This is a genomic window from Ensifer sp. GW823-FHT05D09, from assembly GCF_058795755.1.
On sequence record NZ_JBXAIA010000004.1, the window covers coordinates 255,470 to 269,908 of the forward strand.

Below are 14,439 nucleotides of genomic sequence, written 5' to 3' on the forward strand. Positions count from 1 at the left end.
GACCATGGCTACTTTTGAATTCCTGTTGCAGGGACTGTGGGTTGCTGCCCAGCCGATGAACCTGCTCTACGCGCTGATCGGGGTAACGCTCGGCACCGCCGTCGGCGTTCTCCCCGGCATCGGCCCGGCCCTGACGGTGGCACTTCTGCTGCCCGTCACCTACCAGCTTGACCCCGCCGGTTCGCTGATCATGTTCGCCGGCATCTATTACGGCGGCATGTATGGCGGCTCGACCACGTCGATCCTGCTCAACACGCCGGGTGAAAGCGCCTCGATCGTCACCGCGCTCGAAGGCAACAAGATGGCCCGCGCCGGACGGGGCGGACCAGCGCTTGCCACCGCCGCCATCGGCTCGTTCGTTGCCGGCCTGATCGCGACGCTCGGCCTTGCCTTCATCGCGCCCTATATCGTCAAGCTCGCCTTGGTCTTCGGCCCGCGCGAATATTTCGCGCTGATGGTTCTCGCCTTCGTGACCGTGTCTTCGGCATTCGGCGACAGCACCCTTCGCGGGTTGACCGCACTCTTCGTCGGTCTGGCGCTTTCCGTCGTCGGCATCGACCAGCTGACCGGACAGGCCCGCCTCTCCTTCGGCGTGCCGGAACTGCTCGACGGCATCGAGGTCACGACACTTGCCGTGGCGATGTTCGCGATCGGCGAGACGCTGTTCATCGCCGCTCAGGGCGAAAAGGGCCCTGACAAGGTCGAGGCCGTGCGTGGCTCGATCTGGATGAGCAAGCTCGACTGGGCACGGTCGTGGAAGCCTTGGCTTCGCGGCACCTTCATCGGCTTCCCGATCGGCGCCATGCCGGCCGGCGGCGCCGAGATCGGCACCTTCCTGTCCTATGCGGCTGAAAAGCGCCTGGCGAAACACCCAGAAGAATTCGGCCATGGCGCCATCGAAGGCGTCGCCGGTCCGGAAGCTGCCAACAATGCGTCGGCCGCCGGCACGCTCGTCCCACTTCTGACGCTCGGCCTGCCGACAACGGCAACCGCCGCGATCATGCTCGCCGGCTTCCAGCAGTATGGCCTGCAGCCCGGCCCGCTGTTGTTTGCGACCAACCCGCAGCTCGTCTGGGGCCTGATCGCCAGCCTGCTGATTGCCAACTTCATGCTGCTGGTCCTGAACCTGCCGCTGATCGGCCTTTGGGTAAAGCTGCTGACCATTCCGAAGCCATGGCTTTATGCAGGCATTCTGATGTTTGCGACGCTCGGCACCATCGGCGCCAACCCGTCGGTCTACGAACTGGGCATGCTGCTAGCCTTCGGTCTGCTCGGCTATGCCATGCGCGTCTTCGGCTATCCGATCGCTCCTGTCGTCGTCGGCCTGATCCTCGGTCCGCTCGCCGAGCAGCAGCTCCGCCGGGCGCTGGCCATCAGCCAGGGTGACGTCAGCGTGCTCTTCACCTCGCCGATCGCGGCCGTGCTGCTGGTGATTGCGGCTGCCGCCCTGATCATCCCGCTGATCCTCCGGGCTCGCGGACGCGGCGAAGTGCTGGCACAGCTCGCAGCCAACGAAGACTAACAGCCCTGCTGCGTCGCGCCTGTTCAGGGCCGGCGCGGCTACGCTCTGACCTTCTGCGTGATCTTCCTAAAATCGAACCCGATTTGGGGAGTTATGCAGGAGCCTCCCAAGGCTCAAACAGCAGGCCCGGTCGATGGACAGTCGACCGGGCCTGCTTCCGTTGCATGGCTGGAGTGTCCAATTGTGCATTGCAAAAAGACCTGCCAAACCCCATCTTTTGCTCATCAGAGAGAAAACGAAAGCGAGCAAAGAGATGGCTACCACAACTTACCGCAAGGGTTTCATCGGCCGCGCATTCGCAGTTCTCGGCGCCGCTAGCGCTGCTGCCGCTGCTGTCGAAGGCCACCGCCGCCCGAAGGCAAGCGACCTGCGCACCCTGGGCATCGACCCGGCCAATTTCCCGGATGCAGGCCGCAGCTAACAGAGATTTCCAGCGCCCGTCATCACGACAGGGCGCTCTATCCTCCCAAGGATGAGACGGCTCGGCATCGAGAGATGGCGGGCCGTTACTTTTTCTGCGTTTGGCCTTGCTAGCGCCCCGTGGCCGCGCGGACAAAGTCGCGCATGCGCTGCCGCAGAATGCGCCCCCAAGGCACCTCTGCATCAATTGCGCGGTATCCCGCCTGCGTCAGCGAAAAGCGGACGCTACCGTCAATCTCTCGTCTCGTGATGTACTGCATGTTCAAGGCGCGAAAGACTGCCGCGTGAAGCTCCTGCGGCCAATCGATGTCGTCGGCCGGCACCCTGTGGGCGCCCGCTCGGTAAACCTCTTCCAAGACCCGCGTCAGATCGCTTGAAATCATCGACCGGTTATCTCCGGATAACGGTCGTTTGGCAATCTGTGTGGGCGCAATGGCCGGTTCCCCGACGCAAAAGGCCCCGGTGCGAGCGCACCGGGGCCTTCTTTGAAAGCGTATGGTCGAGGCCGCTTACGCCTCAACGCGCGCCTGACCGTGGCTTACTTCGCCGTTGAGCTCGGCCTGACGCTCCCGCTTGTTGTAGCGGATCGACGACCAGAGCGAGATACCGATCAGGGCAGCGCCGCCGAGGCCGGTGATCACTTCGGGGATATGCACCAGCGTCTGGAAGTACATCACCACCGAGAGGATGAGGATCGCGTAGAACGCGCCGTGTTCCAGGTAGCGGTACTCGCTGAGTGTGCCCTTCTCCACCAGCATGATCGTCATCGAGCGCACATACATGGCGCCGATGCCAAGACCGATGGCGATGATGAAGAGGTTCTGCGTCAGGGCGAATGCGCCGATAACACCGTCGAACGAGAAGCTCGCATCGAGCACTTCGAGGTAAAGGAACGCACCGAAGCCACCCTTTGCCGCGGCGTCCAGCGTCTGCTGCGACGCATCGAGCAGACCGCCGATCACCTCGACGGCGAGGAAGGTCAGGAGGCCGTAGATGCCGGAATAGACGAAGGTATGCGCTTCAGCGGGATCGAGCAGCCTGGAGAAGCCGAGGATGAGCGCCAGCACGAAGGCAATTTCGATGCCCTTGATCGTGGCAAAGCGCGCCATCTTGCTTTCGACCCAGGAAATCCAGTGCACGTCCTTCTCATGGTCGAAGAAGTAGGTGAGGCCGACCATCATCAGGAAGGTGCCGCCGAAGGCCGCGATCGGAAGATGCGCATCGTTCATGATGCGGGCATATTCTTCCGGCTTGGTCGCCGCCAGCATGATGGCGTCGATCGGGCCGATGCTTGCCGCGATAACGACGATGAGCAGCGGAAAGACGATGCGCATGCCGAAGACGGCGATGATGATACCCCAGGTCAGGAAGCGATGCTGCCACTCCGGGGTCATGTCCTTCAGCTTGTTGGCATTGACGATCGCGTTGTCGAAAGACAGCGAGATTTCGAGAACCGCCAACACGGTGCAGATGAAGAAGACGGTCGCCATGCCACCGATCGTGCCGGTGGACTGCCAGCCAAGCCAGGCGCCGAGCACCAGGCCGACCACAGTGACGATGAAGGCCCACTTGAAGTAGCCGAGCGAGCTTGCGTGCGTGTGAGGCTGCGTCATCGACGTGCCTCCTTCGAGCGCACGACGCCCGGTTCCGAGAAGAAGTTGGGTTTGGAAACGAAAACACGCACGGCCGAAAGGGCACATGCGTTAGGCATGAGATCAGTTTTCATGGTAGCTAATCCGCCGGCTAATTTGCTGGCGGTACCGACATCACGAGAGCGCCGTAAAAACTCTCGCCAGAGGGGCCCGGCACCAGTGTTCATCCCGCGGTCCGATGTCTGGTCGGCGAGATCATCCCATAACTAGCAGCGCCGCACGTAACGTCAAGAGGCAACGCCACCTCTCCCAGGCCGATCTGGCATTCCACGATTGAATTCCTCGATGCAAGTTGGAGGCGGCTCCAGACGGATTCATTCGTAAAACTTATGGTCCCATACGCAGAGCGCGATGGATCGGCGCGACGGAATGTGCAAAAGGCACGGGAACCACGTTTGAAAGCCACTCCGATGACCATCATAGCCACCTCTGCCACCGCGCCGAACGCCGCTCGGACGGGCGTCATCGTCATGCTTTTGGGGATGCTGATGTTTTCGCTCAACGACGTCATGGGCAAATGGCTGGTGGCAACTTACTCCGTCAGCCAGTTGATGGTCATCCGCAGCATCGCAGCATTGCTCGTGCTTTCGCCGTTCATCCTCAAGCGCGGCCTGCGGTCGATGTTGCAGGTCGAGCGGCCGTGGCTCCAGGCGCTGCGCTCGCTGCTTTTTGCCGTGGACGCGTCGGCCTTCTATTTCGCCGTCGCCTATATGCCGCTCGCCGACACCATGACCTACTGGCTGGCAGCGCCGATCTATGTTGCTGCCGCCTCGCCGTTCCTGCTTGGCGAAAAGGTCGGTTGGAGACGGTGGACGGCGATCCTCATCGGCTTTGCCGGCGTGGTGATCGCGCTTGAGCCTTCGAAGGACACGTTCAGCCTGCCGGCCCTGATCGCGCTTGTCGGCAGTGCCGCCTTCGCCTTTGCGCTGATGCTGGGGCGGACACTGCGCTCGACGCCTGATACGACACTGGTGTTCTGGCAGGTCATCGGCGCGCTCGTCTTTTCACTCGTCGGCGTTGCCGCCAATCCGGCCGGCTGGGCGCCCGTCGATGGCGAAGCCGTGCTTCAACTCGGCATGCTCGGCATCGTCGCGATGCTCGCGCACATCCTGGTCAACCGCGCGCTGAAGCTCGCCGATGCGGCGACGGTGGTTCCACTACAATACACGCTGCTGCTTTGGGCCGTCGTCTTCGGCTGGTTCTTCTTCGGCGACATGCCGCGCCCGACCGTAATCATCGGTGCAGCCTTGATCGTCGCCTCGGGCCTCTTCATCTTCTTCCGCGAGCAGCAGCTGAAGAGGCAGAGCCGGAACATCTGACAGCTCCCAGCCGACCGTCACTTCGGGAGGAAGGGTTCCATCCTCTTTCTTTCTCTGATACCTCGCGCCCGTCTCAACGCTGAAGGAGGCTCACTTGGCCAAGGCAATCCATTCGATGATCCGGGTGCTCGACGAGCAGAAGTCCTTGGACTTCTACCAAGTGGCATTCGGGCTTTCCGTTGCCGAACGGCTCGACTTCGATACCTTCACGCTGGTCTATCTCAGCAATGAAGACAGCGAATTCGAGCTCGAGCTGACCATCAACAAGGACCGTACCGAACCCTATGCGCTCGGTGATGGCTACGGCCACCTTGCTTTATCGGTGGGCGACCTCGACAATGAACACAGGCGGCTGACCGAGGCTGGACTGAACCCGAACAAGATCGTCGAATTCAATCGCGACGGTGCGCTCCTGGCGCGGTTCTTCTTCATCACCGATCCCGATGGCTACAAGATCGAAGTGCTGCAGCGCTACGGACGCTACAAGTGATCGCCTGACGGCGATCACAATCAATCGAAACAATACCGATTATCGCGCCTATCTATTTCGCTTATAGGAAGACCGGACATACTGTTCTCCGGAAGCATCAAGAATGATGCGCCAACAAGGGGAACGACGATGAAAAAACAGATTGCAGCGATCGCGCTGGCTGTCATGGCAACGGCAAGTTCGGCCGGCGCCGCCGACAAGATCAAGATCGGCACCGAAGGCGCCTATCCGCCTTTCAACTTCATCGATTCGGCCGGCAAGATCGGCGGCTTCGATGTTGATATCGGGTTAGCGCTTTGCGAGCGCATGAAGGCGGAGTGCGAGGTTGTCGCGCAGGATTGGGACGGCATCATCCCCGGTCTTCTCGCCAAGAAATACGACCTCATCATCGCCTCGATGTTCATCACCGAGGACCGTAAGAAACAGGTCGCCTTCACCAATCCCTATTATCTTGCGGCGATGACGCATGTAGCGCCAAAGGGCGCCGGGATCACCACGTTTACCAACGAGGCCCTCAAGGGCAAGGTGATCGGCGCGCAGTCGGGTACCACGCAGGCCGACTTCATCGCCGCCACCTATCCGGACGCTGAGATCAAGCTCTATCCGACGCAGGACGAAGCCAACCTCGATATGGTCAACGGCCGTCTCGATCTTCAGGTCGGCGACATGCTGCCGCTTCTGGATTGGGTGACGAAGAACGATGACGGCAAGGCCTGCTGCGAAATCATCGGCGAGCCGATCACCGACAAGAAGTTCGTCGGCGAAGGCGTCGGCATTGCCGTGCGTCAGGACGACAACGAACTGCGCGAAAAGCTCAACAAGGCCCTCGACGAAATCCGCGCCGACGGCACCTACAAGAAGATCAACGACAAGTACTTCACTGTCGACGTCTACACGATGAAGTAAGACAGACCCGCTGCGGCCGGCCGCCGTCACGGCGGCCGGCGAGCCGGTTACACCGCTATCGCTTTCGCTGAGGCGATACCGGAAAGGCCATCGGCCAGAACGCGGATCATCGCAGCCTGGTCGGTGAGACCGCAGCCTTCCAGGACTCGCTCCATGAGTGCGAGCCATTGCGGAAAATCTTCCTGTCCAAACCAATGAATGGAGAGGCAATCCCCATGCATCGGCCCTTCCAGGCCGGCCTTCTCGAAATCGATGCACTGCACCGGTCCCGATATCAGCCACATGACGCGACGAATGCTGACATGAGGCACGGTTTCTGCCTGCCGCATCATCATTTCGCGCAGATCTGCGTCGTTCAACAGCGCAGACAGCAGCAGAAGCCAGGCGATTTCACACGGGTCCAAACGACCCATGTTCGGATCGAGTCGGCCCTGCGCATTGCCTCTGCGGGTGAAGAGGACGATCGCATCCTCGAGCTGCCCCTGAAGCATGGCCAGAATGCCAAGCATGAACGGCGGCTCGGCGATATGGCCGATCCATTGGCTTGCGTCGTTGAGGGCCGCCTGGGTTTCGACAAGATCGTCGCCGATCAGAATCGCATCACGGGCGTCGCGCAGGATGGCCGACATCGGATTGTCGTGAAGCGAGAAATTCTCGATCGCGGGCGTGCCTGACTTCGCCGGCACATTCCTGAACTTTCCAAACTGCCTTGTCTGCTGCGTGACTTCGCCAGAATTGCGCACAAGGCGGCATTCGTACCAATCGAGCAGATAAGTCCATTGCTTGCGCGTGAAATTGTCCTGTATCAGGCGATAGCCGTTGTTCTTGATGCGGTTGTACACATCAGGCTTCGAGGATACCGCAACGATCTTCGTGTAGAGTTCGTCACCCGTACCCAGAATGCAGTTCTGAAGGTCGACGAACCCATATCGCTTCACGACTTCGGAGTCCGGCGCGACCAGGATCGCACCTGCTGCCGGTATCTCCAGGTGCTTTCGCACCACGTAATCCAGCCGGGTCGTATCGGCGATGGAGAAGTAGCTCTGCGATATCAGACGAGCGTATTTTTCATCACGAACCTCGAATGGGACCGGCGTGCCGGATTGATAGCCGGGATGCGTGTAGATCAGCGTTGGCAAGAAATGTTGTATTTCCTGCGTGATCTTCGCGCGCCAAGGGTAAAAGGCCGGGAACAGGTGACCGCTGAAGATGGCGATCGGGATCGTTTTCTCGACGGCGTGATCCTTGAATATCTTGCTATCGACGAACAGAGGCAGGAGATAGCAGGGAAAGCGCTCCAACTCCGGTGTGTGTTGTAAATGCTCGATGCCGCAAAAGATCGCTTCGATGCGGTAGGCATCCAACATGCCGAAAAGCAGTGGCCTCATGGGATCATGGGGATCGCAATTGAGGTACAGGACGCGCGGAATTTCCGCATATGCATCGATGTTCGTGATGTTGAGACGTTGAGGACGGACCCAATGGACGGCGTCAAAAACGACGAAATCTGGCTTCAATCTGCCGCAGACCTCTTTGAAATCGAAGTCGTGCTCGATCGTTTCGACGTCGCAATGCAGAGCGAGCGCATGCACCCACTCATCCGATATCTTCCGCAAAAGAGGTGCGGCGTTCGGATTCGGCGTCGGCCTGACACACAGGACCCGCCTGCGGGGCGATTTAGCGGCCATTTTCGTCACCTCGCTCGAAGAAGCTTCTCACGGCATCGATGACCCGATCCTGCTGGTCCGGGGTGAGGCCTGCGAACATCGGCAGCGACAGCGCCGTGCCCGCATAGTCTTCGGCAACCGGGAAACTGCCCTGCACCGATGCCATGTCTGCGAAACATGGCTGCTTATGAAGCGGGATCGGGTAATGAAGCCCCGTCTGCACGCCATGTCCGTCAAGATGCCCCTTGAGCGCATCGCGCTGCTGTGTGCGGACGACGTAGAGGTGGAACACGTGGTCGCCGTGGACAATCTCCGGCAGCGTCAAGGGAAGCCCCGCCAGACCCTCGGCGTAGCGCTGGGCTACCTGCCGCCGCTGGTTCGTCCAATCGTCGAGATGGGCGAGCTTGTGCCCGAGCACCAGCGCCTGGATACCATCCATGCGGTAGTTGTAGCCGATCATCTGGTGAACGTAGCGCTGCGCCTGACCGTGGTCGCGCAACGCCCGCATCGCGTCGGCGCTGCGATCGTCATTGGTGACGACAAGGCCGCCCTCGCCGGCTGCGCCAAGGTTTTTTCCGGGATAGAAGCTGAAGCAGCCAAAGTCTCCGAGAGAGCCCAGCGACTGCCCATCGTAGCGGGCGCCGATCGCCTGCGCCACGTCCTCGATCACCAGAAGCTTGTGACGTCGGGCGAAGTCGAGAACCGCCGCCATGTTGGCCGGCTGCCCATAGAGGTGAACCGGTATGATCGCCTTCACCTTTTCGTCCAGCTTGCTTTCGGCATCGCGCACGTCAATTGTGCCGGCGCCTGCCTCGACGTCGCAGAACACCGGGATGGCTCCGGCATAGATGAGACCCCAGACCGTGCCGATGAAGGTGTGGGTCGGAACCAGGACCTTGTCGCCAGGGACAATTCCGGCAGCGATCACGGCCACGTGCAGGGCTGCGCTGCCGCTGCTGACGGCCACCGCATGCCGTACGCCAAGATACTCGGCGATCCGTTGCTCGAAGTCCTTTGCCCAAGGGCCGAGGCAAAAGGCGCTCGCTTCGAACAGGCGCTCCATATCAGGCAAGACGCTGCTACGAATCTGGTTCCACTGGATCGACAGGTCCACGAAGGGCACTGTGGAATGCGCGTTCATCTATGTCTCTTTCCCTTGCACTCGAGCACCTGCCCGACCGGCCGCGGTCGGGAAGGCAATCGACGCTGATAAATGTTGATTCTGCAAAAGGCGCCGGATCGGCCGGATCTCATTCCGCCGCGACGACACTTGCCTGCTGGGCCGCCAGTCCGTTGCGAACGCGCCGCAGACTGAAGTCCAGCTTGGCCTGCGCCTGCTCGAGGGTGCGCACGACCCGGAGCCCGAGGCGTCCGTCCGTCTTGCATCGCTCCTGCCCCAGCATGACCCGGCGGAAATGCTCGAGCACGTCCACCAGCGGCTCGGATCCCGCAAGGCGTGGCGAATGCACCGAGCCGATACGGTAGCTTGGCAGGATCATGTGACGTTCCTGCTCCGACTGGAAGGTAATACCCGAATCGTAGACCTTGAGCGGCTCTTCGCGATTGAGATCGTCCCAGACCGCCATCTGGGCACTGCCGCCGACGGCGATGCGCCGCACCTTGACCGGAGACATCCAGCTGAGGTTGAGATGGGCAACCATCGATCCGGGATAGTGGAACGTCAGGTAGGCGATATCAGGAGAGGTCGGGTTGACGTGGCAATAGCCGCTTGCCTCGATCTCGACCGGTTCGTGCTGGAACAGATAGTCGATGATCGACAGATCGTGCGGAGCCAGATCCCACAGGACATTCACGTCGGGCTGAAACAAGCCGAGATTGACGCGCTGCGAATCGAAGTAGGAAATGCGGCCAAGCGCCTCGGAATGCACGAACTCGGCGAGCTTCATGACGGCCGGATGGAAGAGGAACGTGTGGTCCACCATCAGGGTCAGCCCCCGGGCGGCAGCGCGGAAAACGAGATCGGCCGCTTCGTCGCTCGAGCTGCACATGGGCTTCTCGACCATGACATGCTTGCCGGCGTCGAGCGCCGCGCGCGCAAGATCGTAGTGCGAGGCAACCGGCGTCGCGATGACAACCGCATCAATATCGCCGTCGGCCATCACCGGCGCCGCGTCGGGGTAGACTTTGACGTTCGGGTGAGATGCCGCCAGTCTTTCCTGCAGACCAGGCGCGGGATCAACAACAGCGGCCAACTGGAGGCCAGGGTTGCTGGAAATCACCCGGAATAGGTTTCGCCCCCAATATCCCATTCCAAACAATGCGACCTTGATCATATTCCCATCCATCAAGAAAACTATGCGCCCCAAACTGGATCACAAAGCTTGTCCCGGCCTGAACGCGGCTAATTTTCCTATTGATGATAGAGGGTCGAATACTCAGCGAAGGAAAGCCTGGCAAAAGATTGCGCCAATACAACGCGATTGCGGCAGACCTCGAAACGCAATCGCAGTCGCCGCACCAAGACTATGAATTCATAAGTAATATTCCGAATTGGAAACATTTCGGAGAACGTTGCGAGATGGACGGACCGGCGGAGATTTGCCGTTCGCTTCTCTTGGGACGTCATCACCGACCGATGCCGCGAGCCAAGCGTTAAGGTCAGCGGAAACTCTATAGCGGCGAAACTGCGCATGGTTCATCACATCACGTCCTACGACGACAGCGTCAAGCAGGCCTGGGACGGCTTCGTGCCGACGACGCAAGTCGGCACGATCATGCACAGCCGTCGGTTTCTCGAATATCATGGCGAGCGCTTCAAGGACGAAAGCCTGTGCGTCTGGAGCGATCCCGGCGTTCGGCTGAAGGCGGCCATTCCGTTGGCGCGCGCACCGAATGCCACGGATGTCGTTGCCTCGCATCCGGGAAGCACATTCGGCGGCTTGATCGCCAGCGTGATCGACCCTTCGGAGCGGGCCAGCATCCTTTCAGCCGTTGCCGGGACGCTGCTTGAGCGAGGCTATCGCAAGCTCGTCTACAAGACCGTGCCGGCGATCTTCGGACAACAATTCGATGAAAGCGATCTGAGGTTGCTTTTGAGAACAGGAACCGTGCGCCGGGCCGACCTCTGGAGTTTCATTCGGATCGACCGAGCCTACGCCTTTTCCGCCAAACGGCGCGCCTCGATCAAAGCCGCCGAACGCAAAGGCGTAGAGCTACGGCAAGCCCAACAGGAAGCGGATTGGGTTGCTTTCCACACGCTGCTGTCCAGCAACCTGCAGGAGCGACACTCGACCGTGCCGGTGCACAGCCTCGCCGAAATGCTCGATCTGCGCCGGCGCCTCGAGGGCGAAAACCAGCTGTGGCTTGCTTACGGGCCCGACGGCGAAATTCTCGCCGGAACATGGTGTTTTGCCTACAACGCCGAAACGCTCCACACCCAATACATCGCCTCCAACCCGCGCGGACGAGAACTCGGCGCCGTGGACTACCTGTTGGCGGGCGTGATCGACGCGACAGCGGCCAGCAGCTTCAAGGTGATGTCGTTCGGCATCAACACCCTGTCGGATGGATACGCGATCAACACCAACCTGCTGAAGCAGAAGCTGCGTTTCGGCTCCGGCGTCGCAGTGCACTGGCACTTCGACGTCGATCTGGAGCAACTGGCGAATGTGGATGCGGGTTTTGCATCATGACAATGTGGCTCAGGATCTGGAAGGTTTGACATGACCGAACTCGTTGTCATCGGAGCCGGCGTCGCAGGGCTCGTGTGCGCGGCGCTTGCAAGGGCGCAAGGCGCTTCGGTAACCGTGGTTGAGGCCAGCGCTTCGGCAGGCGGGCTTTGGAAGTCGACCGCCGTCGAACTCGGCGGGCGGTCGCACAGGCTGGATGCCGGTCTGCGGCTCCCGGTTCTTTCGGGAACGAAGTCGATCGACGATGCGGTCTTCCACCGCCCCGACTTCCAGTTTTCCTGGGTCTACTACGACGGTTGGCCGCGCGAGAGCGCCATAACCGCAGACAGCTTCAATTCCGAAAGCTCCTGCCTCGATACGACCGTGCTGGGGGCGCAGTTGAGCGCTGCGCTCGACGAGATGCGTGCGACGAAACCGGTCGAAAATGCCGGCAATGCCGAAGACTACAGCCTGAACTGGTTCGGGCCGACGTTGACAAACGGCCTCGTTCGCGACGCCGTGCTCGGGCTCTTTGAAACGGATTTGTCTGAGTTGGCACCGAATGCCGTCAAGTGGTTCCTGCCGCGCCGCCTGATCGCCGGGGACCATCAGGCAACGTCGAGACTGCTGGAGGACGAGGCTCTCGCCGGGCGCATCGCGCATGCACGCTACAGCGACTTGCCCAAAAATTCTGCGCGGCAGTTCCTGCGTCCGCAGAGCGGCGGCATTTCGACCTGGATCAATGCCCTGCAGCAGAGCCTCGCCGCAGACGGCGTGACATTCCTGTTCAACGACGCGGTGCAGGAGATTCACCGCGCACCTGTCACGCAGCGCGTGGAGCGCATCGTGCTGCGGTCCGGCGAGGTCATCCGCCCGGCAGGCGTTATCAGCACCATCGCGCCTGCACTCGTCGCCCGCGCCATGGGTGTCTCTCCCGGCGCCCTTCCCCGGTTCCGACATTTGCAGATCTCCCACGCGCTCGTGGACCGGCCCGTCAGCCATCAGGCCGAATATGCGCTGAACTTCAACCGTCACCCGGCCTTCTTCCGCGCCATCTTCCACGACAACATCGGTGATATCGCGCTCGACAGCCACATCATAACCTTCGAACACCTCGTTGACGAACTCTTGCCGGCCGACCTTGCAGGTGCCGCGCTGGATGAATGCAGACGATGCGGCATCATCGATGCCGGGGCCACCGTTCTCGGCAACCACAGCGATCTCTATCGCAATATCATACCTGTGCCGACCGTCGACTACGGCAAGGCAACAGCACAACTGAAGCGCGATACCCTCGAACACATCCCCAATTTGCGCTTTGTCGGCCGTTCGGCGGGCACGCCTTTCCTTGACGGAATTATCCAGGAAGCCGCATTGGCAATCAAAACTACAATTGGAGCCGAGACCTATGCCTGACGCCATTGCCACTGCGTCCAAATTGATTGGCGCCGAGGAATATGCCCAGAAGTATCTCGTCGACATGGCGTTCGAGCGGCATCTCATCACTGCCCGCCAGGACAACTGCCTGGAGTTCCTCGACACGTTTTCGCCGGCGTCCGTCGTCGAGGTCGGTTGCGGCCCGGATCTGCTGATAGATCGCTTCGATTTCGCCGGCTCGTCCATCGAAAACTGGCTCGTGATAGAGCCTTCGTTCTATGCCGACCTGATCGAGCGAAAGCGCGCGTCCATCGACAAGCTCCATCTTGAGCGCGGCTATCTCGAAGAGCGGGTCGACGCGGCAAAGGCGAGAATGCCGGAGGGATTTGACGCCGTTCTGCTATCGGGCCTGCTGCACGAAACAACCAACCCGCAGACCATGTTGTCGGCCGCCAACGCACTTCTGAAGCGCGGCGGATCGCTGCTGGTCAGCGTGCCGAACGCTTTGTCGTTTCATCGCCTGCTCGGCGTCGAAATGGGCCTGATGCAATCGCCAACGCAACTCTCGGAGAGGAACGTCGAACTCGGGCAGCCCAATGTCTTCCACCGGGAGACGCTGGAGAAGATGGTCGTTGAAGCCGGCTTCGGCGAACTCGCGTTCTCGGGCTACATGTTCAAGCCGTTCTCCAATGGCCAGATGGGCGAGGTTCTCGACATCGTCGGCAACAACACGATTGAAGGACTGGTCCGGCTCGGCCAACGTTTCCCGGAGAACGCTGCGGAGATCGCGGTCTTCGCCCGCAAACTTTAGGACAGCGTTGGAGACGAATTCGCGGTCAGCGATGAACGACTATCCTCGGCACTTCAACAGGCGTGCGATGGCTGCGCAAAAGCGTGAGTGCTCGACGACTGCACCATAAAGGCTTGAAGGATCGCGGCCCGCTTTAGTTTCCGGGCCGCCAGGCCATCAGGCAAAACTCGTCGTCGTCCTGCTCAGCGGCCACAACGAAGTTGCACCTCTGGAAGCAGGAAAGACTTGCCGCGTTGTCAATCTCGACGTGGGCATGGAGCTCGGCAAAGACACTGCCCGGTCCGCTCAAGAAGGCCAGCAGGATCCGCTTTCCGTACCCCTTTCCCCGGAGATCCGGCCGCACCGCCAACTCGATATGGCCGACACCGTCTTCGTCCCGGTCGACCTGGATTTCCGCGAGCATCACCCCATCAGGGGCAATTGCAGCCCAGCACCGCGCATTCACGCTGCCTGTCACATGCGCGAACCAATCGTCAGTCGGATACGAGAGGAAGCGGGCGATTTCGGCGTCAGCGAACCAGGCGCGATAGGCTCCAAGGTTCTCATTCGTAAAGCGCCGAAACATAATCTCAGACGTCGATACATCCGTCATCCTGCTGCCTGTCGCTCCCATTTTCGGCGCGGAAATGGCCGCGCTCCGCTCGGA

The 14,439-nt window shown here is 60.6% G+C and carries 13 protein-coding genes; 8 read left to right on the forward strand and 5 right to left on the reverse strand.

Annotation, left to right across the window (positions count from 1 at the left end; all coding sequences use genetic code 11):
* The first annotated feature begins 4 nt into the window (after positions 1 to 4).
* The gene (locus AC1Q80_RS15315; RefSeq protein WP_173421892.1) at positions 5 to 1,522 is read left to right on the forward strand and encodes a tripartite tricarboxylate transporter permease; all 1,518 of its coding nucleotides are present in this window, start codon (positions 5 to 7) and stop codon (positions 1,520 to 1,522) included.
* A gap of 253 nt (positions 1,523 to 1,775) precedes the next feature.
* Entirely contained in the window at positions 1,776 to 1,943 is a 168-nt protein-coding gene (locus tag AC1Q80_RS15320; protein ID WP_173421891.1) for a hypothetical protein, read from the forward strand.
* Between the two features lie 508 nt (positions 1,944 to 2,451).
* On the opposite strand, the gene AC1Q80_RS15325 is transcribed toward AC1Q80_RS15320, so the two are convergent.
* Positions 2,452 to 3,555, reverse strand: coding sequence for a DUF475 domain-containing protein (locus AC1Q80_RS15325; protein WP_492360968.1), 1,104 nt, complete (start codon positions 3,553 to 3,555; stop codon positions 2,452 to 2,454).
* Between the two features lie 449 nt (positions 3,556 to 4,004).
* Here AC1Q80_RS15325 and AC1Q80_RS15330 point away from each other — a divergent pair, with 449 nt between their 5' ends.
* The 3 genes from AC1Q80_RS15330 to AC1Q80_RS15340 all read left to right on the forward strand — a co-directional run bounded on the left by AC1Q80_RS15330 (position 4,005) and on the right by AC1Q80_RS15340 (position 6,309).
* Positions 4,005 to 4,913, forward strand: coding sequence for a DMT family transporter (locus AC1Q80_RS15330; RefSeq protein WP_492360969.1), 909 nt, complete (start codon positions 4,005 to 4,007; stop codon positions 4,911 to 4,913).
* Positions 4,914 to 5,007: 94 nt separating this feature from the next.
* Positions 5,008 to 5,403 carry a VOC family protein gene (locus AC1Q80_RS15335; protein ID WP_492360970.1) on the forward strand — a complete coding sequence of 132 codons (396 nt, stop codon included), beginning with the start codon at positions 5,008 to 5,010 and terminating at the stop codon, positions 5,401 to 5,403.
* Between the two features lie 129 nt (positions 5,404 to 5,532).
* Positions 5,533 to 6,309 (forward strand): ABC transporter substrate-binding protein, encoded by a 777-nt coding sequence (locus AC1Q80_RS15340; protein WP_176353417.1) that lies wholly within the window; start codon positions 5,533 to 5,535, stop codon positions 6,307 to 6,309.
* Between the two features lie 47 nt (positions 6,310 to 6,356).
* On the opposite strand, the gene AC1Q80_RS15345 is transcribed toward AC1Q80_RS15340, so the two are convergent.
* The 3 genes from AC1Q80_RS15345 to AC1Q80_RS15355 all read right to left on the reverse strand — a co-directional run bounded on the left by AC1Q80_RS15345 (position 6,357) and on the right by AC1Q80_RS15355 (position 10,270).
* Positions 6,357 to 7,997: a glycosyltransferase gene (locus AC1Q80_RS15345; RefSeq protein WP_492360971.1), complete on the reverse strand. Its 1,641-nt coding sequence runs from the start codon at positions 7,995 to 7,997 to the stop codon at positions 6,357 to 6,359.
* Entirely contained in the window at positions 7,987 to 9,117 is a 1,131-nt protein-coding gene (locus tag AC1Q80_RS15350; RefSeq protein ID WP_492360972.1) for a DegT/DnrJ/EryC1/StrS family aminotransferase, read from the reverse strand. Before AC1Q80_RS15350 ends, AC1Q80_RS15345 begins: the two co-directional genes overlap by 11 nt.
* A 109-nt stretch (positions 9,118 to 9,226) precedes the next feature.
* Positions 9,227 to 10,270 (reverse strand): Gfo/Idh/MocA family protein, encoded by a 1,044-nt coding sequence (locus AC1Q80_RS15355; protein WP_492360973.1) that lies wholly within the window; start codon positions 10,268 to 10,270, stop codon positions 9,227 to 9,229.
* Between the two features lie 357 nt (positions 10,271 to 10,627).
* Here AC1Q80_RS15355 and AC1Q80_RS15360 point away from each other — a divergent pair, with 357 nt between their 5' ends.
* The 3 genes from AC1Q80_RS15360 to AC1Q80_RS15370 are packed head-to-tail and all read left to right on the forward strand — an operon-like array spanning position 10,628 to position 13,793.
* Positions 10,628 to 11,629 carry a GNAT family N-acetyltransferase gene (locus AC1Q80_RS15360; RefSeq protein ID WP_492360974.1) on the forward strand — a complete coding sequence of 334 codons (1,002 nt, stop codon included), beginning with the start codon at positions 10,628 to 10,630 and terminating at the stop codon, positions 11,627 to 11,629.
* A gap of 30 nt (positions 11,630 to 11,659) precedes the next feature.
* Positions 11,660 to 13,021: an NAD(P)-binding protein gene (locus tag AC1Q80_RS15365; RefSeq protein WP_492360975.1), complete on the forward strand. Its 1,362-nt coding sequence runs from the start codon at positions 11,660 to 11,662 to the stop codon at positions 13,019 to 13,021.
* Positions 13,014 to 13,793: a class I SAM-dependent methyltransferase gene (locus tag AC1Q80_RS15370; protein WP_492360976.1), complete on the forward strand. Its 780-nt coding sequence runs from the start codon at positions 13,014 to 13,016 to the stop codon at positions 13,791 to 13,793. The genes AC1Q80_RS15365 and AC1Q80_RS15370 overlap by 8 nt, the downstream gene beginning before the upstream one ends.
* A 133-nt stretch (positions 13,794 to 13,926) precedes the next feature.
* Here the strand turns inward: AC1Q80_RS15370 and AC1Q80_RS15375 are convergent, their stop codons facing one another.
* Positions 13,927 to 14,385: a GNAT family N-acetyltransferase gene (locus AC1Q80_RS15375; RefSeq protein WP_492360977.1), complete on the reverse strand. Its 459-nt coding sequence runs from the start codon at positions 14,383 to 14,385 to the stop codon at positions 13,927 to 13,929.
* Positions 14,386 to 14,439 lie beyond the last annotated feature (54 nt).

What these genes read in the sequence shown, in the direction of transcription:
- AC1Q80_RS15315 (WP_173421892.1), top strand. Translation starts at nt 5, where the DNA reads ATGGCTACTTTTGAATTCCTGTTGCAGGGACTGTGGGTTGCTGCCCAG.
- AC1Q80_RS15320 (WP_173421891.1), top strand. Translation starts at nt 1,776, where the DNA reads ATGGCTACCACAACTTACCGCAAGGGTTTCATCGGCCGCGCATTCGCA.
- AC1Q80_RS15325 (WP_492360968.1), bottom strand. Translation starts at nt 3,555, where the DNA reads ATGACGCAGCCTCACACGCACGCAAGCTCGCTCGGCTACTTCAAGTGG.
- AC1Q80_RS15330 (WP_492360969.1), top strand. Translation starts at nt 4,005, where the DNA reads ATGACCATCATAGCCACCTCTGCCACCGCGCCGAACGCCGCTCGGACG.
- AC1Q80_RS15340 (WP_176353417.1), top strand. Translation starts at nt 5,533, where the DNA reads ATGAAAAAACAGATTGCAGCGATCGCGCTGGCTGTCATGGCAACGGCA.
- AC1Q80_RS15345 (WP_492360971.1), bottom strand. Translation starts at nt 7,997, where the DNA reads ATGGCCGCTAAATCGCCCCGCAGGCGGGTCCTGTGTGTCAGGCCGACG.
- AC1Q80_RS15350 (WP_492360972.1), bottom strand. Translation starts at nt 9,117, where the DNA reads ATGAACGCGCATTCCACAGTGCCCTTCGTGGACCTGTCGATCCAGTGG.
- AC1Q80_RS15355 (WP_492360973.1), bottom strand. Translation starts at nt 10,270, where the DNA reads ATGATCAAGGTCGCATTGTTTGGAATGGGATATTGGGGGCGAAACCTA.
- AC1Q80_RS15360 (WP_492360974.1), top strand. Translation starts at nt 10,628, where the DNA reads ATGGTTCATCACATCACGTCCTACGACGACAGCGTCAAGCAGGCCTGG.
- AC1Q80_RS15365 (WP_492360975.1), top strand. Translation starts at nt 11,660, where the DNA reads ATGACCGAACTCGTTGTCATCGGAGCCGGCGTCGCAGGGCTCGTGTGC.
- AC1Q80_RS15370 (WP_492360976.1), top strand. Translation starts at nt 13,014, where the DNA reads ATGCCTGACGCCATTGCCACTGCGTCCAAATTGATTGGCGCCGAGGAA.
- AC1Q80_RS15375 (WP_492360977.1), bottom strand. Translation starts at nt 14,385, where the DNA reads ATGACGGATGTATCGACGTCTGAGATTATGTTTCGGCGCTTTACGAAT.